The sequence below is a fragment of the Pseudomonas sp. GW821-FHT11G12 genome (assembly GCF_058808055.1).
The window spans coordinates 165569-186538 of record NZ_JBXARH010000009.1 but is presented as its reverse complement, the minus strand read 5'-3'; the positions used below and the strand labels follow the sequence as shown (position 1 = coordinate 186538).

The window sequence follows — 20970 nt, the reverse complement described above, 5'->3', positions numbered from 1 at the left end:
GCACTATCGGATACAGCCGATTCTGACCCTGCAAAGCTCTCTGTAAAGTCTGGCAACACACACAAATTGAAACACCCAATGGATTGCCATGCTCAAGGAGAGCTGCCTGTGAATCATCTGCCGGAATCCGCCAACACCTTCTCCAACTATCGCAAAGTCATCTCGCTGGCAGACCACGACTGGGAGGCTGCCGAAGCCGGAAAAATCGCTGCTCTCAACGTCGAGGTCAAAGGCTGCAACCACTTGCTCGATCAATACGGGCGCCAGTTCCATCACTTTTGCACCACGTCCTATCTGGGCCTCGACCATCACCCGCCTGCTTGAAGGTGCCATATCGGCCCTGCGGGAAACCGGCACACTGCGCGTTGCCAACTCGAAAAACCGCTGCAAGCTGGCACTGCTCGATCAATACGAAAGCGAGCTGTCGCAATTGTTTGGCGCGGTGTGTCTGAGCAGTCTGTCCTGCAGCGCCGCGAGCGCCGGTATCCTGCCGCTGCTGGCCAGTGGCGTGTTCACCCAAAACCGCCCACCAGTGATGGTGTTCGATCACCTGGCCCACTATTCGATGCATCACTTGAAAGCCAGTTGCGCCGATGAAACCCAGGTACTGAGCAGCCCTCACAACGACATGGATTTTCTCGAATCGGCGTGCCAACGCCACACCTGCGTCGCCTATATCGCTGACGGCGCCTACAGCATGGGTGGCGTGGCAAATCTGGACGGTCTGCTGTACCTGAAGGAACGTTATGGCTTGTTTCTATATCTCGATGACTCCCACGCGTTGTCGGCGGTCGGCAGCAACGGCGCCGGCCTTGTACGGCCAAGAATGCCGGCGCTGGAAGAGGATTGCCTGATCGTCGCTTCGCTGGCCAAGTCGTTCGGCGCCAGCGGCGGGCTGGTGATGCTCGGCAATCAGCGCCAGAAAAAATTGATCCAGCGTTACGGCGGTCCGAGCAACTGGTCGCAAAGCCTCAATTGCGCGGCCATCGGCGCTGGCCTTGCCTCGATTCAACTGCATCGCAGCGCAGAACTGCGGGTCTTGCAGGTTCGGCTCCAGGCCAATATTCGCCTGTTCGACAGCCTCCTGAGCACCGAACAGCACGGCAGCCCCATGGCCATCCGCCTGATCAACTGCGGCGAGGCCGCCCTGGCCACTCGAATCGCCATTGAACTGGCCGAACACGGCTTTTTCACCAGCGCGGTATTTTTCCCGGTGGTGGCTCAAGGTAAAGCCGCAATCCGCGTTACCCTGCGTGCCGACATGGAAACCCCATTGATCCACCAATTCTGTGATCTGATCATCGAACTGTTACTGACTCACGGCGGCCATCGCGACCGCTGAACCTTCACGGACGACTCATGAACCCCAGCCTCATCCTGCTCATCACCTGCTCCACCGTGTTCCTCGCCCAACTGGGCATGAGCATTTACCTGCCGGCGTTGCCACAGATCGCCGGGCACTTGCAGGTCGATGCAACGCAAGTGGCCTGGGGCTTGTCGCTGTACCTGATCGGCATGGCGCTGCCGATGCTGCTCTGGGGCAGTCTGGCGCAGCGCATCGGCCGTAAACCGGTGCTGTTGGCGGCGCTGGGGATTTATGGGTTGGCGAATCTGGCGCTGCCGCTGGGCTCGACACTGGAGTCGTTCCTGCTGATGCGCCTGCTTCAGGGGATCGGCGCCAGCGGCATTTCGGTGATGGCGCGGGTGTTGATTCGAGACAGTTTCCGGGGCGATCTGCTGGCGAAGGCGCTGTCGTGGATTTCGATTTCGTTCGTTGTCGCGCTCGGCATCGGGCAATACGCCGGCTCGCTCATTCAGGTGACGCTGGGCTGGCAGGCGATCTTCTATTTGCTGGGCGCGGCCAGCCTGTTGATGGCCGCGATTGTCTCGCGCCTGAGTTTTCCAGAACTTGTCGAAGCGCCTACAACAGCTTCGCCCTGGGCGGTCTATCGAATGATTCTGGTCCATCGAGCGTTTCTTCTGCCGGCGCTAGCGGGCGGTCTGGGTTATGGCGTGATCATCGCGTTCAACAGCGCCGCGCCGTTGATTCTGCAAGGCCCGTTCAATTGGTCGACGACCGAATACGGGCTGTTGGGCTGGCCGATCAGTGCGGCGTATTTTCTGGGGGCGCTGGCGGTCAATCGCTTTGTCTTGCGCACGGGTCAGCACTGGTTGATGGCATTGGGGGTGGGGTTGGTGTTGGCCGGCACTGGCGTGATGCTGGCTGGCAGCCTGTTGGCCAGCTCGATGGCCTGGTTGCTTTGGCTGCCTTACTGCGTCGCCGTGTTCGGCCAGTCGCTGAACTACCCGATCAGCCTGTCACGGGCCAACGATGGAGCACCGATTGCCGGCGCCTACGCGATGGCCCTGAGCGGTTTCATCCACCAGTTGATGGCCGCACTGATCGGCGCTGTGGCCAGCCTGTTCGCCAGTCCGCAAGCGTGGCCGCTGTCGCTGCTGTGTTGCGTTCTGGCGTTGGGCGCGGTGCTCTGCGTGAGGTTCGCGCCCGGTCGCCATCGCGCTTAAAACGCGCTGCGGAAAATCTCTTCGATCTGCCGTTGATCCGCCGCCCGCGGATTGGTCAAACCACAGGCGTCTTTCAGGGCATTGGCGGCGAGCACCGGGATGTCGGTGCATTTGGCGCCGAGGTCGCGCAAACCACCGGGGATGTCGACGTCTTTGGCCAGACAACGGATTGCGGCAATCGCGGCTTGCGCGCCCTCCTCCGGGCTGAAGCCGCGAATATCGGCACCCATAGCGTGGGCCACGTCAGTGAGGCGGTCGGCGCAGACCAACGCGTTGAACGTCTGCACATGCGGCAACAGCACCGCGTTGCACACCCCGTGAGGCAAATCGTAGAAACCGCCCAACTGGTGCGCCATCGCATGCACAAAGCCAAGCGATGCATTGTTGAACGCCATGCCGGCGAGGAACTGCGCATACGCCATGTTTTCCCGTGCGGCGAGGTCGCTGCCGTCGCGAACCGCCAGGCGCAGGTTGTTGCTGATCAGGGTCATCGCCTTCAACGCGCAGGCGTCGGTGATCGGGTTGGCGGCGGTGGACACATAGGCTTCGATCGCATGGGTCAACGCGTCCATGCCGGTGGCGGCGGTCAGGCTTTTCGGCATGGCGACCATCAGCGCCGGGTCGTTGACCGACAGCAGCGGCGTGACGTTACGGTCGACAATGGCCATTTTCACATGGCGGGTTTCATCGGTGATGATGCAGAAACGGGTCATCTCGCTGGCCGTGCCGGCGGTGGTGTTGATGGCGATCAGCGGCAATTGCGGCTTGGTCGATTGATCGACGCCTTCGTAGTCACGGATCTGCCCGCCGTTGGTCGCGCACAGGGCGATGCCCTTGGCGCAGTCGTGGGGCGAGCCGCCGCCGAGTGACACGACAAAATCGCAGCGGCTGTCCTTGAGCAGCGCCAGCCCGGCCTCGACATTGGCGATGCTCGGATTCGGCTTGGCGCCGTCGAAGATCACCGAATCAATGTCCTGCATCGCCAGTTTCTCGGCGATCATGGTCGCCACGCCGGCCTTGGCCAACCCGGCGTCGGTGACAATCAGCGCCTTGCGAAAACCGTAGTTGCGGATGGCATTCATGGCTTCGTCGAGGCAGCCGCTGCCCATGATGTTGACCGCGGGAATGAAAAAGGTGCTGCTCATGGTGCGTCTCCTGACAGGGGCCGAATCGACTCCTGCGATTCGGCGGATGCATACAGGATCGACCGATCGGTCACGGCGGATGTTGATCTGGCTCAATGCCCGCTCGTGATAAAGTCGCCGCCCATCTGCCCCTTAGTTTTGAGACGTGCCCTGCAATGACCGATTTTCTGGATGTCGACGCCACACTCGAAGACTGGAACGCGTTGCGCGCCACCACCGACTTCAGCGGTTTGCTGGTGGGCAACGGCGCCAGTCGCGCGGTGTGGGACGATTTCGGCTACGACTCGCTGTTCGAAAGCGCCCGCACGGTGGAAGAAAAACCCTTGAGCCCGTCGGAACTGAGCGTGTTCGACGCCATGCAGACGCGCAGTTTCGAACAGGTACTTGGCGCCCTGAAAACCACCAGCCGGGTCAACAAGGCATTGGCCGTCAGCTCGGCCGCGCCGCGCAATCGCTACTACGCGATCAAGGAAGCGCTGATCAATGCCGTCCACGATTTGCACATTCCGTGGCGACTGGTCGACGCCTCGACCCTGAGCATTCTGAACCGTGAACTGGCGAGTTACCGCACGGTGTTCACCACCAATTACGACCTGCTCAATTACTGGGCCCTGCAACACCAGAGCGAGGCCATCGACGACCTGTTCAACGGTCCCGACGCCAGTTTCGACTTGTGCGAAAGCCACACCGAAAAACCGCGTCTGCTGTACCTGCACGGTGGCCTGCATCTGGTGCGCAACCTGAACGGCAGCGCCCGCAAAATGACCGCCACCGAAGGCACGCTGCTGGGCAGTTTTGCGATCAACAACACGATCAAGACGCTTGATGATGTGCCGCTGTTCGTCAATGAAGGGCCGAGCGTGGACAAGCTCAAGACCATCCGCAGTTCCGATTACCTGTCGTTCTGCTACGACCAGCTACTCGCGCACGGCGACAGTCTGTGCATCTTCGGCCATGCCCTGGGCGAGCAGGACGATCACATCGTCCGCGCCCTGCGTCTGGCCAGACCGAAGACCGTGGCGATTTCGATCTATCCGCGCAGCGCGGCGTTCATCCAGCACCAGAAGCGCCACTACGCGAAGGTGTTCGAAGGCACGGGCGCCGAGTTGCGGTTCTTTGATTCGAAGAGCCATGCGCTGGGCCATCCAAAGCTGTCGGTGCCAGTCGAGGACTGATCACTCCTCGCTGCTGTGCACCACCACCAGCAACTGCGCCTGCACCTCGCCCACTGAGCGGATGCGATGGGGTTTCTGCGCATTGAAATGCAGCGCATCGCCCCGCTCCAGCAACACCCGTTCGTTCACGAAGTCCACTTCGACCCGGCCTTCGTGGACGAACAGGAACTCCTCGCCCAAGTGTTCCTTGAAGGTCTTGTCGGTGAATTCGCTCGGCGGATAGATGATGAACGGCAGCAAACTGCGCTCGCTGACCTGATGGGCTAGCACCGCATAACCAGGGCTGTGGTCGTTGGCCGCCAGCGACTGGCGCTCGTGGCTGCGCACCAGGCTGTAGCTGTCGAGGCTGACGTTGTCTTCGGAGAACAATTCCTCGACCTTCACGTTCAGCGCTTTCGCCAGTTTCAACGCGGCGGCAATCGACGGCGTGTTCAACCCGCGTTCGACTTTCGACAGGTAACTCTTGGTCATGCCGGATTTCTCGGCCAGTGCCTCAAGGGTTACGCCAAGTTTTTTTCTCAATAATTTCAAACGGATAGACATGCGAAGCGATTAATCCAGCAAAGGAAAGACGATTTGTCCTTGCCAATGACACAAAGTGTCATATAGCCTCTTAAGTGTCATCCATGGCAACCACCACAGGACACGGATATGGCGAAGACATTAGCACTACCCAAAGACGAACTGGTCAAGCAAGCGCTGACCCAGATGCAAAAAAGCCTGGCGGATAATACGTGGACGGACCGGCAAAAGCTGGCCCTGACCTGCCGGATCCTCTTCGAAAGCGGCCACGATTCGGGCCTCGCCGGGCAGATCACCGCTCGTGGCCCGCAGCCGGGCACTTACTACACTCAGCAACTGGGGCTGGGCTTCGACGAAATCACCGCGAGCAATCTGCTGCTGGTCAACGAAGACCTGGAAGTGCTCGAAGGCCACGGCATGGCCAACCCGGCCAACCGTTTCCACAGCTGGGTGTACCGCGCACGGCCGGACGTGAACTGCATCATCCACACTCATCCGACGCACATTGCCGCACTGTCGATGCTCGAAGTACCGTTGCAGATTTCCCACATGGACCTGTGCCCGCTGTATGACGATTGCGCGTTCCTTGAAGGCTGGCCGGGCGTGCCGGTCGGTAACGAAGAAGGCGAATTGATTGCCGGCGCGTTGGGCGATAAACGGGCGATCCTGCTTTCCCACCACGGGCAACTGTCCACCGGCACGACCATCGAGGAAGCCTGCGTCATCGCACAACTGATCGAGCGCGCCGCCAAACTGCAATTGCTGGCGATGGCCGCCGGGACGATCAAACCGATCATTCCCGAGCTGGGTCGCGAGGCCCATGACTGGGTGTCGAAACCCAAACGCCACGCCGCTGCATTCAACTACTACGCCCGGCAGAACCTGCGTCAGCACGCCGATTGCCTGAACTGAACACCTCATCCTTGCGGAGCACTCTCATGTCCAACATTCACGGCATCATCGGCTACACCATCACCCCGTTCGGCGCCAATGGCGAAGGTCTTGATCTCCCGGCCCTGGGTCGTTCGATCGATCGGCTGATCGACGGCGGCGTCCATGCCATCGCGCCGCTGGGCAGCACCGGCGAAGGCGCTTACCTGAGCGATGCGGAGTGGGACCAGGTCGCCGAATTCAGCATCAGGCACGTGGCCAAACGCGTGCCGACCGTGGTCAGCGTGTCCGACCTGACCACCGCCAAAGCCGTGCGTCGCGCACGTTTTGCCGAAGCCCACGGCGCCGATGTGGTGATGGTGCTGCCGGCGTCCTACTGGAAGCTGACCGAGGCGGAAATCCTCGCCCATTACCGCGCCATCGGCGACAGCATCGGCGTGCCGATCATGCTCTACAACAACCCGGCCACCAGCGGCACCGACATGTCGGTGGAACTGATTCTGCGCATCGTCAACGGCGTGGAAAACGTGACCATGGTCAAGGAGAGCACCGGCGACATCCAGCGCATGCACAAGCTGCAACTGCTCGGCGAAGGCCAGGTGCCGTTCTACAACGGCTGCAATCCACTGGCGCTGGAAGCCTTTGCGGCCGGGGCCAAGGGCTGGTGCACGGCAGCACCGAACCTGATTCCGCAACTCAATCTGGATTTGTACGAAGCCACACTGGCGGGGGATCTGGGCAAGGCGCGGGAACTGTTCTACCGCCAGTTGCCGCTGCTGGATTTCATCCTCAAGGGCGGGTTGCCGGCGACGATCAAGGCCGGTCTGCGTGACACCGGGCTGGAAGTCGGCGATCCACGCTTGCCGGTGTTCCCGTTGAGCGAGGCCGGGCGCAACCAGTTGCAGGCCATTCTCAAAACCCTGCGCTGATCGTCAAGCACGATAAAAAACCTGTGGGATCGGCGCGCTGCCGGTCCCACAGTTTTTTGTGCTGGTGGTGAACTCAGAGCACCGGCAACGTCTTGTCCTTGATCACTGTCGTAGGCCCGTTGGCCTTCACGGCGGCGATGCCTTTGGCGCACGCTGCCTCGGACGAATAGGATTCGCTGCTGCCGATGATCTGGTGATTGGCCGCCTTGAGGTTGAAATACGGATGCCCGTCCTTCGTCGATTTCTTCTCGTAGCGCTCGTCCAGCGGGCTGTTGACCTGCACCGAGGCGATGCCGTTGTCGGCGGCGCTGCGGGTGGTGTACAGCTCGCTGGTCAGAATCGTTTCGGCGTTTGCCGCTTTCAGCACGAACCTGAACTGGCCGTTGCTGCTTTTACTCAACTCGTACCATCCGGACATGTCGCTGCTCCTGTCGATTGAATCCCCGCAAGTAAAGACCGTTTCGACGGTTTAGCCACTCCGCACTGACAGGCGCGAATGCGAACATGACAAATGACAATCATTCTCATATCATCCGCGACTTTCTGCACCCCCGCTTCGTCGAGAAGGATAGTCATGCCCCGCCTCACGCCCGATCCTCTGTCGGCCGATTCGTTTCGCCGGTTTTACGGGGACATCCTGCATTACCTGCGCAAACGCACGGACAATCCCAGTGACGCGGCGGACATGACCCAGGACGTGTTCACCCAATGGCTCGACTATCGCGACCGGGCCAAGGTCGAGCAACCGCGGGCCTTTCTGTTTCAAATGGCGCGCAACCTGCTGCGTGACCACTGGCGCCGCCAAAAGGTGCGGCACATCGTGCAGCCCACTCAACACAACGATGCCGAACCACTGACCGATGAGCATCACGATCCGATGGCGGCCGCGCAGCGCCAGCAACGGCTGGAGCAACTCAAAGCCGTGCTGGGCGAACTCTCGCCACGTCGGCGCGAGGCGCTTGTGCTGCACCGCTTCGAAGGCCTGAGTCAGGCGCAGATTGCCGAGCGCATGGGGATTTCGCTGAGCATGGTGGAAAAACACATCGCCTTCGCACTGCTGCATTGCAAGCAACGCCTGGATCACGACAACGGCATGGAGCAGCCAGAATGAACCGTTCTCACGACTTCACCGGGGAACTGCCCGACGACAGCATCGACGCTCAAGCCGCGGCCTGGTTTACCCGCAATCGTCAGGATCAGCAGCCCGCAGAGCGCCAGGCATTCGAACAATGGCTGCGCGAGCCGGCGCACGCCAGCGCCTATCGTTCATTTGAAGTGTTGTGGGCCGAGCTTGGTGAATTGCAGCAACTGAACCGGCCAACGCCGCTGCCGGTAAATCGCTCAAAAAACCGCTGGCGACCCGCGCTGGCGATGGCCGCCGCGCTGATCGTTGCGGTACTGGCTACGCCTCTGGGCACGTCACATGAGGTCTATCAGCAGCAGATTGCTGCCCACGCCAAAGGCCTGCGCACCTTCGAACTGCCCGACGGCAGCACCTTGTCGGTGAACGCCAACACGCAACTGCGTGTCGACTTCGACAGCCACCAGCGCCGGCTCACGCTTGATCGCGGACAGTTCTACATCGACGTTGCGCCGGACAAGGAACGGCCGCTGTGGGTGCAGACCGGCGACGCCACGATCCGCGTGGTCGGCACCGGGTTTGATGTGCGGCGCAGCGAGCGACAACTGGTGGTCAGCGTCGCCCACGGCCAGGTCGCGTTCACACCGGACAGCCGCGCACCGCTGCTGCTCGGCGCACAGCAACAAGTCGCGGTCGACCTGGCCAGCGGCGCCTTGCAGCAACACAGTCTTGCAGCCAGGCAGGTCGCCGACTGGCGCACCGGGCATCTGTCCTTTCGCAACCGTGAGCTGGCCAGTCTGGTGGATGAGCTGAACCTCTATCGCCCGCGTCCGGTGCTGCTGGCCAACGCAAAACTGGGGCAGATCAAGGTCTCCGGCAACCTCGACGTTGAGGACCCGGACGCGCTGATCAACGCCCTGCCAGCCCTGGTACCGGTGAAAACCGTCGCGCTGGCCGATGGCAGTATCCGCCTCGAAAACCGCTGACAAAAACTCACATGAGAATATTTTGCATTCGCATGTGAGGTTTTTTTTACCTGCCGCGTCTTCCTCCGGTCTGCGCTTCGTACGCAGGCCTTTCTGGCCTTTTCGCCGCCCTGGGGGATTCCATGTTTCGCGTGTTTTCGCCGTACCCGCTCACCTGCCTTCGACCGACCCTGCTCGCCACTTGCCTTGCGTTCAGCGTACAAGCCCATGCCGCTGACCTGAGCCTGCATTTGCCGGCGCAACCCTTGGCAACGTCGCTGAGTCAGGTCGCCCAACAGGCGAAGATCCAGTTGCTGTTCGATGAGGCGCAACTGCGCAACCTCAAGGCCCCGGCCCTCGACGGTGAATACAGCGCGGAAGCGGCGATTCGCACGTTGCTCGACAACAGCCAGTTCGGCCTGATCAAGGTCAACCAGACCTACGTCGTGCGCCCGGAAGAGCCGGTCACCAGCAGCGGTGACGGCATCCAGCTCGACGCCCTGAGCGTGATCGGCAGCGGTACCGAAGTCGACTCCAGCACCGTCGGCCGCTCGACCCTGACCCAGGCCGACATCGACCGCCACCAGCCAAACAACATTCCCAGCCTGCTGGCGACCCTGCCTGGCGTGAGCATGGGCGGTTCGATGAAACCGGGCGGCCAGACCATCAACATCTGGGGCCTGGGCGATGCCGAGGACGTGCCGTTGACCGTCGACGGCGCCACCAAAAGCGGTTTCGAGCGCTACCAGCAAGGCACGATTTTCATCGAACCGGAGCTGATCAAACGCATTGAAGTGGAAAAAGGCCCGCACTCGATGCTCACCGGCAACGGCGGTTTCGGGGGCACCGTGCACATGGAAACCAAGGACGCCCCGGACCTGCTGCAGGAAGGTCGCAACAGCGGTGCGATGGTCAAGTACGGTTACGCCAGCAACGACCATCAGCAAACCTACACCGGTGCCGTGTTCGGTCGCACCGATGACGGTCGCGCCGATGCGCTGGTGTACCTGACCAAGCGCGATGGCGGCGACATGAAGCTGGCCGGCACCCCGCCCGATCCGGACAATCAGTACCCGATCAACCCTCGGCGCCTGCCCAACAGCGCGCTGGATCTGGACGGCCAACTGCTCAAGTTCAACCTGCACCTGAACGACGAACACAGCGTCGGCCTGTCGTATTCGCGTTCGCAAAGCGAGCGCTGGGCGCCGTTTTCGTCGGCCAGTTATCCGACCCCGCCGACCCGCGCCAACATCAAGCAATACGGCTACGAAAACGCCCTCAAGCGTTTCCTCGCCAACCGCGAGACCACCGACACCACGTGGTCGGCCAAGTATCAGTACCAGCCGCTGGACAATCGCCTGATCGATTTCAAGCTGAGCTATTCCGAGTCCAACACCGATCAGACCGACGAGCGCGATGCCACGGCGTTCTTCCAGACGTCCACCGGCGGACGCAAGATGGACACCGCCTACAAGGACCGCATCGTCGAGGCGAGCAACATCAGCCTGTTCGAAACCGGCGTGCTGTCTCACGCGGTCACCGGCGGTGTGCAAATCCGCAAGCACAGCCGCGACACCGAAATGTGGATGCCGGGCAAGACCTACGAAGTGCCGAAGTACAACTACGGCTACTTCCAGCCGAGTTTCATGCCCCAGGGCAAGGTCGACACCAACAGCGTCTATCTGCAAGACGCCATCACACTGGGCGATTTCACCCTGACCCCGTCCGTGCGCTACGACCATGTGCGCAATCGCGGCGAAGCCAACGACGCGCCTTACTACGACAACCCGGACCCGAGCTTCGGCCACGACTACAGCGACCGCACTTACACCGGTTGGTCGCCGCGCCTGTCGGCGTTCTGGCGGATGACCCCGGACGTCGGCTTCTTCGTCGACTACAGCAAGACCTGGCGCGCGCCGGTCATCGACGAGCAGTACGAAGTGCAGGGACTGGGCAGCCGCACCGCCACCAGTGTCGACCTCGACCCGGAACGCATCACCGGTTGGCGTGCCGGTAATATCAGCCACTTCGCCAACGTGTTCACCGACCACGACAACGTGCAGGTCCGCACCACGCTGTTCCGCAACAAGATCGACGACGAGATCTTCAAGGCCACCGGCATCGGCTGCGAGAACCAGGCCATCAAGGGCGGCAGCATCGCCTCGGACTGCAAGGGTTCCGGCCCCATGGGCAACTACCGCAACATCGGCGGGCTGACCATCAAGGGCTTTGAAGTCGAAAGCTTCTATGACTCGACGTACCTGTTCGGTTCGCTGTCCTACTCGTGGATGACCGGCAAGCACGAAGGCGCCTACACCAATCCATGGGGACCGGACGTCTGGGTGCGGGACGTTCCACCGAGCAAATGGATTGCCGTGCTCGGCGTGAAGATTCCGAGCTGGGATGCCCAGGTCGGCTGGCAAGGGGAGTTCGTGCGCCAGACCGATCGCCTGCCGAGCGACAAGTACGGTTCGAGCAAAAACACCCTGGGTGACGTGTTCTACGACCAGTACGCCAACGACCGCTACAACGTGCAGGGTCTGTTCGCCAAATGGAAACCGCAGCAGCCGTACCTCAAGGGCACCGAGGTCAACCTCACCGTCGACAACCTGTTCAACGAGGATTACCGCCCGGCGCTGAGCGGTGATCGGGCTTACAGTCAGGGACGCAATGCCAAGGTCAGCGTGACGCGGTTCTTCTGATCCGTCCGGGCTTGCCCATCGCGAACACGCTCGCGATGGGCCTCACGCTCACAGGGTGATTTTGGTTCCGAGCAACCCGAGGAAACCGGCCAGCCAGTTCGGATGCGCCGGCCAGGCCGGGGCGGTGGCCAGATTGCCCTGGACGTGGCCCTCGGTCACCGGAATATCGATGTAGGTGCCACCGGCCAGCCGCACTTCCGGGGCACAGGCCGGATAGGCGCTGCACTCGCGGCCTTCGAGAACCCCCGCCGCCGCCAGCAGTTGCGCGCCATGGCAGACAGCAGCAATCGGCTTGCCGGCCTTGTCGAAGGCTCGCACCAGTTCCAGGACTTTTTCGTTCAGCCGCAGGTATTCCGGCGCACGACCACCGGGCACCAGCAACGCGTCGTAGTCTTTGGCATCGACCTTGGCGAAATCGAAGTTCAGGGCAAACTGGTGACCGGGTTTCTCGCTGTAGGTCTGGTCCCCTTCAAAGTCATGGATCGCGGTGCGCACGGTCTTGCCGGCGGCTTTGTCCGGGCACACGGCGTGCACGGTGTGACCGACCATTTGCAGGGCCTGGAACGGCACCATCACTTCGTAGTCTTCGACGTAATCGCCGACCAGCATCAGAATCTTTTTCGCGGCCATGGGCAGGACTCCTCTGGTAAATGCACAGGAGTATTCAAAGTAGTCCAAGGACCGCGATGGCGTCCGCAAACTGTATGGATAACTCTGCGCCTGACTGTAACAGCACGATGCGCAGGGTTTGTGGCTAGATGAAGCCACCTCCCTGCCACCTTCTAATCGGGTTGCCCTCATGTCTTCGCGCGAAAACACCGGCATGGCCCTCGGCCTGCTCGGCGTGGTGATTTTCAGCCTCACCCTGCCCTTCACCCGTATCGTGGTGCAGGAACTTCACCCACTGCTCAACGGCCTCGGCCGTGCGTTGTTCGCGGCAATTCCGGCGGCGTTACTGTTGCTATGGCGACGGGAAAAGTGGCCGACCTGGCAACAGGTCAAAGGCCTGAGCCTGGTGATCGCCGGGGTGATTCTCGGATTCCCGGTGCTGTCGGCGTGGGCCATGCAGACCTTGCCGGCGTCCCACGGCGCGCTGGTCAACGGTTTGCAGCCACTGTGCGTGGCGCTGTACGCCGCGTGGCTGTCCCATGAACGACCGTCGAAAGCCTTCTGGGCCTGCGCCGCGTTGGGCAGTGCGCTGGTGCTGGGTTATGCGTTGTACACCGGCGCCGGCAGCATTCAGGCCGGGGATTTGCTGATGCTCGGCGCGATTGCGGTGGGCGGTCTGGGTTATGCCGAGGGCGGACGCCTGGCCCGGGAAATGGGCGGCTGGCAGGTGATCTGCTGGGCGCTGGTGCTGTCGACGCCGTTGCTGATCGGCCCGGTGCTGTATCTGGCGATCCAGCATCAGGGCGCGGTGTCGACGAAAACCTGGTGGGCCTTCGGTTACATCGCGCTGTTTTCGCAGTTCCTGGGTTTCTTCGCCTGGTACGCCGGGCTGGCCATGGGCGGCATTGCCCGGGTCAGTCAGATCCAGTTGTTGCAGATCTTCTTCACCATCGCGTTTTCCGCGCTGTTCTTCGGCGAACACGTGGAGCCGATCACCTGGCTGTTCGCCTGCGGGGTGATCGCGACAGTGATGCTCGGACGCAAGACGGCGGTGCGCCCGGCTCAACCGGGCACGTTACCGGCCGGAGTTCAGCTCAAGCCTTGAGCGGCAGCAGGCCATCGGCGAGCAGCAGGGTTTCCAGGCAGTGCTCGCTGATGTGGTAGAACGCTTTGAGCTCCTGAATCTTCACCAGCAACTGGGCCGGGTCCACCGGCTCGGCGCGCTTCACGGCGAGGATCATCTTGTTCTTGTTGGTGTGGTCCAGCGAGATGAACTCGAACACCTTGGTCTCGTAACCACAGGCTTCGAGGAACAGCGCACGCAGACTGTCGGTGACCATTTCCGCCTGCTGCCCCAGATGCAGGCCGTATTGCAGCATCGGCTTGAGCAGCGCCGGGCTCTGGATCTGCAAGCGGATCTGTTTGTGGCAGCACGGCGAGCACATGATGATCGATGCGCCCGAGCGGATGCCGGTGTGGATCGCATAGTCGGTGGCGATGTCGCAGGCATGCAAAGCGATCATCACTTCCAGCTCGCTCGGCGCCACGCTGCGCACATCGCCGCACTTGAACACCAGCCCTGGGTGTTCCAGCTTCGCGGCGGCGGTGTTGCACAGATTGACCATCTCTTCGCGCAATTCAACGCCGGTGACTTCGCCCTCGGCCTTCAAGGTGTTGCGCAGATAGTCATGGATGGCAAACGTCAGGTAACCCTTGCCCGAACCGAAATCCGCCACTCGCACCGGTTTGTCCAGAGCCAGCGGCGAGGACGTCAGGGCATGACTGAAGACTTCGATGAACTTGTTGATCTGCTTCCACTTGCGCGACATCGCCGGGATCAACTCGTGTTGCGCGTTGGTGACGCCCAGATCCTTGAGGAACGGTCGGTTCAGATCAAGGAAGCGATTCTTCTCACGGTTATGCTCGGCGGACGGCACTTCACGCAATTGCTGGGGTTTGCTCATGAACAGCGAACTCTTGCCCTTTTTGCTGTATTCGAGCTGGGCTTCGTCGGTCAGCGTGAGCAAATGCGCATTTTTGAACGCCGCCGGCAGCAGCTCGGCGATCGTCGCTACTGCTTCGTCCAACGGCAGGTTCTTGGTGATGTCGCGGGTCTTGTAGCGATAAACGAACGACAGGCACGGCTGCGCCTTGACCGTCACCGGTTTGATGATGATCCGCTGCAGGTCCGCTTCTTCGCCGACGTACTTGGCCAGCACCAGTTTGATGAAGCCGTTCTGCTCGAGGCTGGTTTGCAGCAGCTCGATGAACTGGGCGTGGTGATCGGGCGCCGGTTTGGCAGATGGGGCGGTAACGGACATGAGAAAAAGCGGCCTCGGACGGGCAAATCGGGAATGGTGGGTAGTTTAGGGGGGATGGGGATTGGGGACACGCTCTTATTTACCGAACGGCTTTTAAAAGCGGCCCTCACCCCAGCCCTCTCCCGGAGGGAGAGGGAGCCGATTGCGGGATATTGAGGAGATACGCCGACTTGAACGATTGGCTTTGAATCCATAATCGACTCGATATTTCAGGTCGATGGATCGCGGCAGACAACTCGGTCGGCTCCCTCTCCCTCCGGGAGAGGGCTGGGGTGAGGGCTGCGATCTCAAGTCCTATAAAACTGCCGAAACTACCCCAACACCACCAACCGATTCGGCAACTCATTTCTCACCTGCGTCACCGGCACATGCACCTTGAGCAACTCGCCGCACGCCTCGATGCAGGTGACAAATCCCTGCAACGTCTGCCCCTGCCGCACCTGCTCGGTAAACACCGCGACAATCGAATCCCAGCTCTTGTTATCCAGTTTTTTGGAAATCCCTTCGTCCACCAGGATCTCCACGTAGCGCTCCGCCTCGCAGACAAAAATCAGCATGCCGGTGCTGCCCACCGTGTGATGCAGGTTCTGTTCGAGAAACTGCCGCCGCGCCAGGTTCGAGGCACGCCAGTGGCGGACGTGGCGCGGAATCAGATGGGTGGTGACCTTGGGCAAACGAAACACCAGGCACAGCACGACAAAACTGACCCACTGCACCAGCAGCAGACTGTGCATCGTCAGCCAGCCGGTCAGGTAATGCACGATACCCGGCACCACCAGCGCCAGCAGGCTGGCCCACAGCAGCGGGATGTACGCGTAGTCGTCGGCGCGGGCCGCCAGCACCGTCACCAGTTCGGCGTCGGTGTCGCGCTCGACCCGGGCGATGGCCTCGGCGACCTTGCGTTGTTCGTGTTCAGTCAGTAATGCCATGTCGTGAAGTGCCTGCTCATTATTGTTATCACCAGCCGCCGGAAGACCCGCCCCCGCCGAAACTGCCACCGCCGCCGCTGAAGCCCCCGCCTCCACCGCCGCCGCCAAAACCACCGCCACCAAAGCCGCCCCCTCCTCCGGAGCCGCCCCGGCCGGCGGGAAGGATACCGAGCATCTGGCAGATAAAAACAGTCAGGATGAACAACATCACCAGAAATACGAACAACGCCGGGTGCCGCGAGACGAAATCGTCCGACGGATCGCCGGCCGATTCATACACCGTGGAAGGTTCGTCCAGTGGATTGCCGCCCAGCACCACCAGCATCGCCGCCACGCCGTCGCTGATGCCCTTGCTGAAATTGCCGGCCTTGAACGATGGCGTGATCACCTGATGAATGATCACCGAACTCTGGGCATCGGTCAGGCGATCCTCCAGCCCGTAGCCGACTTCGATGCGCAATTTGCGCTCGTCCCGGGCGACGATCAACAGTGCGCCGTTGTTCTTGTCCTTCTGGCCGATGCCCCAATGCCGGCCCAGTTCAACGCCGTAGTCCTCGATGGTAGTGCCTTGCAGGTTCGGCAACGTCACGACCACCAACTGCTCGCCGGTCGCCTGTTCGTGGGCCTGCAACTGCTGGTTCAGTTGCACGCGCACCGAGGGCTCGATCATCTGCGCGTCGTCCACCACCCGCCCGGTCAGCGCCGGAAAGGTCAACTCGGCCCGGGCGCTGACGGCGAACAGCCACAGCATCAGCACCAGGCCCATCTTCAACACACGCATGGGCATCCCCGGCTCAGAACTTCACTTCCGGGGCCTTGTCCGCGCCGGGGCTGGTGGCTTCGAAGGTCTCGCGGATCGGCAGGTCGCTGTACATCACGCTGTGCCACAAGCGACCGGGAAAGGTGCGGATCTCGGTGTTGTATTTCTGCACCGCCAGAATGAAATCGCGGCGGGCCACGGCGATGCGGTTTTCCGTGCCCTCAAGTTGCGATTGCAGGGCGAGGAAGTTCTGGTTGGCCTTCAGGTCCGGATAACGTTCGGACACCACCATCAATCGGCTCAAGGCACCGGTCAGTTGATCCTGGGCCTGCTGGAACTGCTTGAGCTTTTCCGGGTTGTCGAGGGTGCTGGCATCGACCTGGATCGACGTCGCCTTGGCCCGGGCTTCGACCACCGCCGTCAGGGTTTCCTCCTCGTGCTTGGCATAACCCTTCACGGTTTCCACCAGGTTGGGGATCAGGTCGGCGCGGCGCTGATACTGGTTCTGCACCTGGCCCCAGGCCGCCTTGGCCTGTTCGTCGAGGGTGGGGATGTTGTTGATACCGCAGGCGGTCAACAGCGTGGCCAGCACCAGCAAGGTGGCGACCTGCAAACGCGAGCGGTAGACAGGACTGACATTCATCGGACGGGTGCTCCCTTGCACATTTCATGAATAATGACTCGCGAAACATTCTCAGCCGGCGGTTGGGGCATAATCGCCCGCGCCACTGGATTGCGGCGGGCCGATGGGCTAAAAAGAGGCCCTGCGCGATCACGTCGTCGAAACTGACGATGTACATTCGGCTGTCGTTTTCTGAATCAGCACCCGAACAACAATAGTCGCTCCCTAAATTTTGGCTGGCCGGCATTGCAACGCCGTTTAGGCCCTTGAGAAAACTATTCATGAAGAAGCTGTGTTTGCTGGGCCTGTTCGTCAGCCTGGCCAGTCATCAAGTACTGGCCGCCACGACCCCGGTACCCCTGGAAAACAAGGATGCGTTCATCAGTAACCTGATGAAACAAATGACCCTCGACGAGAAGATCGGCCAGTTGCGCCTGATCAGCATCGGCCCGGAGATGCCTCGCGAACTGATCCGCAAAGAGATCGCCGCCGGCAACATCGGTGGCACCTTCAACTCGATCACCCGCCCGGAAAACCGGCCGATGCAGGACGCTGCCATGCGCAGCCGCCTGAAGATCCCGATGTTTTTCGCGTACGACGTGATCCACGGCCACCGTACGATTTTCCCGATTCCATTGGCCCTCGCATCGAGCTGGGACATGGACGCCATCGGCCAGTCCGGGCGCGTTGCCGCCAAAGAGGCCGCAGCCGACAGCCTCGACATCACCTTCGCGCCGATGGTCGATATTTCCCGCGACCCGCGCTGGGGCCGCAGCTCCGAAGGTTTCGGTGAAGACACCTACCTGACCTCGCGCATCGCCAAAGTCATGGTCAAGGCCTATCAGGGCGACACGCCGAGCGCGGCCGACAGCATCATGGCCAGCGTCAAGCACTTCGCCCTGTACGGCGCGGTCGAGGGTGGTCGCGACTACAACACCGTCGACATGAGCCCGGTGAAGATGTACCAGGACTATCTGCCACCGTACCGCGCCGCGATTGATGCCGGCGCCGGTGGCGTGATGGTCGCGCTGAACTCGATCAACGGTATCCCGGCCACCGCCAACACCTGGCTGATGAACGACCTGTTGCGCAAGGAATGGGGCTTCAAGGGCCTGGCGGTCAGCGACCACGGCGCGATCTTCGAGCTGATCAAGCACGGCGTGGCAGCCGACGGTCGTGAAGCGGCGAAGCTGGCGATCAAGGCCGGCATCGACATGAGCATGAACGACACCCTGTACGGCAAAGAACTGCCGGGGCTGCTCAAGTCCGGTGAAATCGAACAGAAAGACATCGACAACGCCGTGCGCGAAGTGCTCGGGGCCAAGTACGACATGGGCCTGTTCAAGGACCCGTACCTGCGCATCGGCAAGGCCGAAGACGATCCGGCCGACACCTACGCCGACAGCCGCCTGCACCGCGCCGACGCTCGTGACGTCGCCCGTCGCAGCCTGGTGCTGCTGAAGAACCAGAACGAAACCCTGCCGCTGAAGAAATCCGCGAAAGTCGCGCTGGTCGGTCCGCTGGCCAAGGCCCCGATCGACATGATGGGCAGTTGGGCCGCTGCTGGCCGTCCGGCGCAATCGGTCACCCTGTTCGACGGCATGAGCAGCGTGATCGGCGACAAGTCGAACCTGATCTACGCCCGTGGCGCCAACATCACCAGCGACAAGAAGGTCCTCGACTACCTGAACTTCCTCAACTTCGATGCGCCGGAAGTGGTCGATGACCCGCGCCCGGCCAACGTGCTGATCGACGAAGCGGTGAAAGCCGCCAAGGACGCTGACGTAATCGTTGCAGCCGTGGGCGAATCCCGTGGCATGTCCCACGAATCGTCGAGCCGTACCGACCTGAACATCCCGGAAAACCAGCGTGAGCTGATCCGTGCCCTGAAAGCCACCGGCAAGCCGTTGGTGCTGGTGCTGATGAACGGCCGTCCGCTGACGATCCTTCAGGAAAAGGAACAGGCTGACGCGATTCTGGAGACCTGGTTCAGCGGCACCGAGGGCGGCAACGCCATCGCCGACGTGCTGTTCGGCGACTACAACCCGTCGGGCAAACTGCCGGTGACCTTCCCGCGCTCCGTGGGCCAGATCCCGACCTACTACAACCACCTGAGCATTGGCCGGCCGTTCACGCCGGGCAAGCCGGGCAACTACACCTCGCAGTATTTCGATGACACCACCGGGCCCCTGTTCCCGTTCGGTTACGGCCTGAGCTACACCGATTTCAGCCTGAGCGACATGGCGCTGTCGTCGACCACCCTGAACACCACCGGCAAGCTCGACGCCAGTGTCACGGTGAAAAACACCGGCAAGCGTGACGGCGAAACCGTGGTGCAGCTGTACATCCAGGACGTCACCGGTTCGATGATCCGTCCGGTCAAGGAGCTGAAGAACTTCCAGAAGATCATGCTCAAGGCCGGCGAACAGAAAGTCGTGCACTTCACCATCACCGAAGATGACCTGAAGTTCTACAACGCCCAGCTCAAGTACGCGGCAGAGCCTGGCAAGTTCAACGTGCAGATCGGCCTGGATTCCCAGGACGTGACGCAGCAGAGCTTTGAATTGCTGTAACTGTTAAAGCTAACCGATCGTTCCCACGCGGAGCGTGGGAACGATCAATCGGGGGTTGGCGACTAGCCGCGTCTATCCAGCAGGTTGACCACCACCCGATCCACCCATCCCCAGATCCGCTGTTTCACTCGCCGCCACAACGGCCGGCGCTGCCATTCCTCCAGACTCACCTGCTGACTCAGGCCGAAGTCCTTCTCGAAACTCGCCACCACCGCTGCTGTCAGTGACGGATCCAGCGCCTCCAGATTCGCCTCAAGGTTGAAGCGCAAATTCCAATGGTCGAAATTGCATGAGCCGATGCTCACCCAATCGTCCACCAGCACCATTTTCAGGTGCAGGAAACACGGCTGATATTCGAAGATCTTCACCCCGGCCTTGAGCAGGCGCGGGTAATAGCGATGCCCGGCGTAACGCACCGAGGGATGATCGGTACGCGGCCCGGTCAGCAGCAGGCGCACATCGAGGCCACGGGCGGCGGCTTTGCGCAGGGAGCGGCGGATTTTCCAGGTCGGCAGGAAGTACGGCGTGGCCAGCCAGATGCGCTTCTGGCCGCCGTTCAGTGCGCGGAACAGCGATTGCAGAATGTCGCGATGCTGGCGGGCGTCGGCGTAGGCCACACGGCCCATGCCCTCGCCGGTGTCGGGTACGCGCGGCAATCGCGGCAGGCCGAAATTCGCGTGAGGCTTCCAGGCCCGGCGATGGCGGTTGGCGATCCATTGGCGGTCGAACAGCAATTGCCAGTCGAGCACCAAGGGGCCTGTGATCTGCACCATCACTTCGTGCCATTCGCTGGTGTCGTGGCCCGGCGTCCAGAATTCGTCGGTCACCCCGGTGCCGCCAACCACCGCCAGACGCTGATCGACCAGCAACAGCTTGCGGTGATCGCGATAGAAATTGCCGACCCAGCGCCGCCAGTTCAGGCGATTGTAGAAACGCAGCTCGACACCGGCGAGGGTCAGGCGCTGACGCAAGGTCAGGGTGAAGGCGAGGCTGCCGTAATCATCGAACAGGCAGCGCACCCGCACGCCCCGCTCGGCTGCCAGCACCAACGCCTGAACCACGGTTTCGGCACAGGCGCCGGCCTCTACCAGATACAGCTCCAGTTCAATCTGCTCACGGGCGCGGGCGATTTCCTCAAGCATGCGCGGGAAGAATTGCGGGCCGTCGATCAACAGTTCGAAGCGGTTGCCGTCACGCCACGGGAACACTGCGCCGCGCAT

The 20970-nt window shown here is 61.5% G+C and carries 18 protein-coding genes and 1 pseudogene; 10 read left to right on the top strand and 9 right to left on the bottom strand.

From position 1 onward, the window contains the following. The first annotated feature begins 78 nt into the window (after positions 1 to 78). Together AC1RR7_RS24050 and AC1RR7_RS24045 are read left to right on the top strand one after the other, a co-directional pair. Positions 79 to 1342 (top strand): annotated as a pseudogene (locus tag AC1RR7_RS24050) (aminotransferase class I/II-fold pyridoxal phosphate-dependent enzyme). 17 nt (positions 1343 to 1359) lie between these two features. After that, a complete protein-coding gene (locus AC1RR7_RS24045) occupies positions 1360 to 2526 on the top strand; it encodes an MFS transporter (protein WP_493158572.1) in 1167 nt (388 codons plus the stop codon). Here the strand turns inward: AC1RR7_RS24045 and yiaY are convergent. After that, entirely contained in the window at positions 2523 to 3671 is a 1149-nt protein-coding gene (yiaY, locus tag AC1RR7_RS24040; protein ID WP_096819447.1) for an L-threonine dehydrogenase, read from the bottom strand. The genes AC1RR7_RS24045 and yiaY overlap by 4 nt on opposite strands. Positions 3672 to 3826: 155 nt before the next feature. Here yiaY and AC1RR7_RS24035 point away from each other — a divergent pair, with 155 nt between their 5' ends. After that, the gene (locus AC1RR7_RS24035; RefSeq protein ID WP_493158571.1) at positions 3827 to 4846 is read left to right on the top strand and encodes a DUF4917 family protein; all 1020 of its coding nucleotides are present in this window, start codon (positions 3827 to 3829) and stop codon (positions 4844 to 4846) included. On the opposite strand, the gene AC1RR7_RS24030 is transcribed toward AC1RR7_RS24035, so the two are convergent. Further along, positions 4847 to 5389 (bottom strand): helix-turn-helix domain-containing protein, encoded by a 543-nt coding sequence (locus tag AC1RR7_RS24030; protein WP_085747256.1) that lies wholly within the window; start codon positions 5387 to 5389, stop codon positions 4847 to 4849. It lies immediately after the preceding gene. 108 nt (positions 5390 to 5497) lie between these two features. Here AC1RR7_RS24030 and AC1RR7_RS24025 point away from each other — a divergent pair, with 108 nt between their 5' ends. Together AC1RR7_RS24025 and AC1RR7_RS24020 are read left to right on the top strand one after the other, a co-directional pair. Next, positions 5498 to 6280 carry an aldolase gene (locus AC1RR7_RS24025; RefSeq protein ID WP_102622181.1) on the top strand — a complete coding sequence of 261 codons (783 nt, stop codon included), beginning with the start codon at positions 5498 to 5500 and terminating at the stop codon, positions 6278 to 6280. A gap of 26 nt (positions 6281 to 6306) precedes the next feature. Next, complete coding sequence (locus tag AC1RR7_RS24020) at positions 6307 to 7188, top strand: dihydrodipicolinate synthase family protein (RefSeq protein WP_102622180.1); 882 nt, start codon at positions 6307 to 6309, stop codon at positions 7186 to 7188. Between the two features lie 73 nt (positions 7189 to 7261). Here the strand turns inward: AC1RR7_RS24020 and AC1RR7_RS24015 are convergent, their stop codons facing one another. Beyond that, a complete protein-coding gene (locus AC1RR7_RS24015) occupies positions 7262 to 7606 on the bottom strand; it encodes a YegP family protein (protein WP_096819450.1) in 345 nt (114 codons plus the stop codon). A gap of 156 nt (positions 7607 to 7762) precedes the next feature. Here AC1RR7_RS24015 and AC1RR7_RS24010 point away from each other — a divergent pair, with 156 nt between their 5' ends. The 3 genes from AC1RR7_RS24010 to AC1RR7_RS24000 all read left to right on the top strand — a co-directional run bounded on the left by AC1RR7_RS24010 (position 7763) and on the right by AC1RR7_RS24000 (position 11936). Then, entirely contained in the window at positions 7763 to 8299 is a 537-nt protein-coding gene (locus AC1RR7_RS24010) for an RNA polymerase sigma factor (protein WP_493158570.1), read from the top strand. After that, positions 8296 to 9255, top strand: a complete 960-nt coding sequence (locus AC1RR7_RS24005; protein WP_493158569.1) for a FecR family protein — start codon at positions 8296 to 8298, stop codon at positions 9253 to 9255. The genes AC1RR7_RS24010 and AC1RR7_RS24005 overlap by 4 nt, the downstream gene beginning before the upstream one ends. Before the next feature lie 122 nt (positions 9256 to 9377). Then, the gene (locus AC1RR7_RS24000) at positions 9378 to 11936 is read left to right on the top strand and encodes a TonB-dependent receptor (RefSeq protein ID WP_096819453.1); all 2559 of its coding nucleotides are present in this window, start codon (positions 9378 to 9380) and stop codon (positions 11934 to 11936) included. 48 nt (positions 11937 to 11984) lie between these two features. On the opposite strand, the gene AC1RR7_RS23995 is transcribed toward AC1RR7_RS24000, so the two are convergent. Next, positions 11985 to 12566 carry a DJ-1/PfpI family protein gene (locus AC1RR7_RS23995; RefSeq protein ID WP_493158568.1) on the bottom strand — a complete coding sequence of 194 codons (582 nt, stop codon included), beginning with the start codon at positions 12564 to 12566 and terminating at the stop codon, positions 11985 to 11987. Positions 12567 to 12735: 169 nt separating this feature from the next. On the opposite strand from AC1RR7_RS23995, the gene AC1RR7_RS23990 reads away from it, so the two are divergent. Next, positions 12736 to 13650 (top strand): DMT family transporter, encoded by a 915-nt coding sequence (locus AC1RR7_RS23990; protein ID WP_493158567.1) that lies wholly within the window; start codon positions 12736 to 12738, stop codon positions 13648 to 13650. Here AC1RR7_RS23990 and AC1RR7_RS23985 read toward each other — a convergent pair. The 4 genes from AC1RR7_RS23985 to AC1RR7_RS23970 form a co-directional block, all read right to left on the bottom strand. Next, on the bottom strand, positions 13640 to 14866 hold the full coding sequence (locus AC1RR7_RS23985) for a class I SAM-dependent methyltransferase (protein ID WP_493158566.1): 1227 nt from the start codon (positions 14864 to 14866) through the stop codon (positions 13640 to 13642). The genes AC1RR7_RS23990 and AC1RR7_RS23985 overlap by 11 nt on opposite strands. Positions 14867 to 15177: 311 nt before the next feature. Then, positions 15178 to 15795 carry a TPM domain-containing protein gene (locus tag AC1RR7_RS23980; protein ID WP_493158564.1) on the bottom strand — a complete coding sequence of 206 codons (618 nt, stop codon included), beginning with the start codon at positions 15793 to 15795 and terminating at the stop codon, positions 15178 to 15180. Between the two features lie 28 nt (positions 15796 to 15823). Beyond that, entirely contained in the window at positions 15824 to 16576 is a 753-nt protein-coding gene (locus AC1RR7_RS23975; RefSeq protein ID WP_493065417.1) for a TPM domain-containing protein, read from the bottom strand. Positions 16577 to 16589: 13 nt separating this feature from the next. Continuing rightward, positions 16590 to 17198, bottom strand: coding sequence for a LemA family protein (locus AC1RR7_RS23970; RefSeq protein ID WP_096819459.1), 609 nt, complete (start codon positions 17196 to 17198; stop codon positions 16590 to 16592). Between the two features lie 260 nt (positions 17199 to 17458). Here AC1RR7_RS23970 and bglX point away from each other — a divergent pair, with 260 nt between their 5' ends. After that, positions 17459 to 19750, top strand: coding sequence for a beta-glucosidase BglX (gene bglX, locus AC1RR7_RS23965; protein WP_192559986.1), 2292 nt, complete (start codon positions 17459 to 17461; stop codon positions 19748 to 19750). A gap of 62 nt (positions 19751 to 19812) precedes the next feature. Here bglX and AC1RR7_RS23960 read toward each other — a convergent pair whose 3' ends face one another. Continuing rightward, complete coding sequence (locus AC1RR7_RS23960) at positions 19813 to 20970, bottom strand: phospholipase D-like domain-containing protein (protein ID WP_493158562.1); 1158 nt, start codon at positions 20968 to 20970, stop codon at positions 19813 to 19815.

Coding starts and splice junctions, on each gene's coding strand:
- AC1RR7_RS24020 (WP_102622180.1), top strand. CDS start 6,307: ATGTCCAACATTCACGGCATCATCGGCTACACCATCACCCCGTTCGGC.
- AC1RR7_RS23995 (WP_493158568.1), bottom strand. CDS start 12,566: ATGGCCGCGAAAAAGATTCTGATGCTGGTCGGCGATTACGTCGAAGAC.
- AC1RR7_RS23975 (WP_493065417.1), bottom strand. CDS start 16,576: ATGCGTGTGTTGAAGATGGGCCTGGTGCTGATGCTGTGGCTGTTCGCC.
- AC1RR7_RS23980 (WP_493158564.1), bottom strand. CDS start 15,795: ATGGCATTACTGACTGAACACGAACAACGCAAGGTCGCCGAGGCCATC.
- AC1RR7_RS23960 (WP_493158562.1), bottom strand. CDS start 20,970: ATGCGCGGCGCAGTGTTCCCGTGGCGTGACGGCAACCGCTTCGAACTG.
- yiaY (WP_096819447.1), bottom strand. CDS start 3,671: ATGAGCAGCACCTTTTTCATTCCCGCGGTCAACATCATGGGCAGCGGC.
- AC1RR7_RS23970 (WP_096819459.1), bottom strand. CDS start 17,198: ATGAATGTCAGTCCTGTCTACCGCTCGCGTTTGCAGGTCGCCACCTTG.
- AC1RR7_RS24030 (WP_085747256.1), bottom strand. CDS start 5,389: ATGTCTATCCGTTTGAAATTATTGAGAAAAAAACTTGGCGTAACCCTT.
- bglX (WP_192559986.1), top strand. CDS start 17,459: ATGAAGAAGCTGTGTTTGCTGGGCCTGTTCGTCAGCCTGGCCAGTCAT.
- AC1RR7_RS23990 (WP_493158567.1), top strand. CDS start 12,736: ATGTCTTCGCGCGAAAACACCGGCATGGCCCTCGGCCTGCTCGGCGTG.
- AC1RR7_RS23985 (WP_493158566.1), bottom strand. CDS start 14,866: ATGTCCGTTACCGCCCCATCTGCCAAACCGGCGCCCGATCACCACGCC.
- AC1RR7_RS24015 (WP_096819450.1), bottom strand. CDS start 7,606: ATGTCCGGATGGTACGAGTTGAGTAAAAGCAGCAACGGCCAGTTCAGG.
- AC1RR7_RS24045 (WP_493158572.1), top strand. CDS start 1,360: ATGAACCCCAGCCTCATCCTGCTCATCACCTGCTCCACCGTGTTCCTC.
- AC1RR7_RS24010 (WP_493158570.1), top strand. CDS start 7,763: ATGCCCCGCCTCACGCCCGATCCTCTGTCGGCCGATTCGTTTCGCCGG.
- AC1RR7_RS24005 (WP_493158569.1), top strand. CDS start 8,296: ATGAACCGTTCTCACGACTTCACCGGGGAACTGCCCGACGACAGCATC.
- AC1RR7_RS24000 (WP_096819453.1), top strand. CDS start 9,378: ATGTTTCGCGTGTTTTCGCCGTACCCGCTCACCTGCCTTCGACCGACC.
- AC1RR7_RS24025 (WP_102622181.1), top strand. CDS start 5,498: ATGGCGAAGACATTAGCACTACCCAAAGACGAACTGGTCAAGCAAGCG.
- AC1RR7_RS24035 (WP_493158571.1), top strand. CDS start 3,827: ATGACCGATTTTCTGGATGTCGACGCCACACTCGAAGACTGGAACGCG.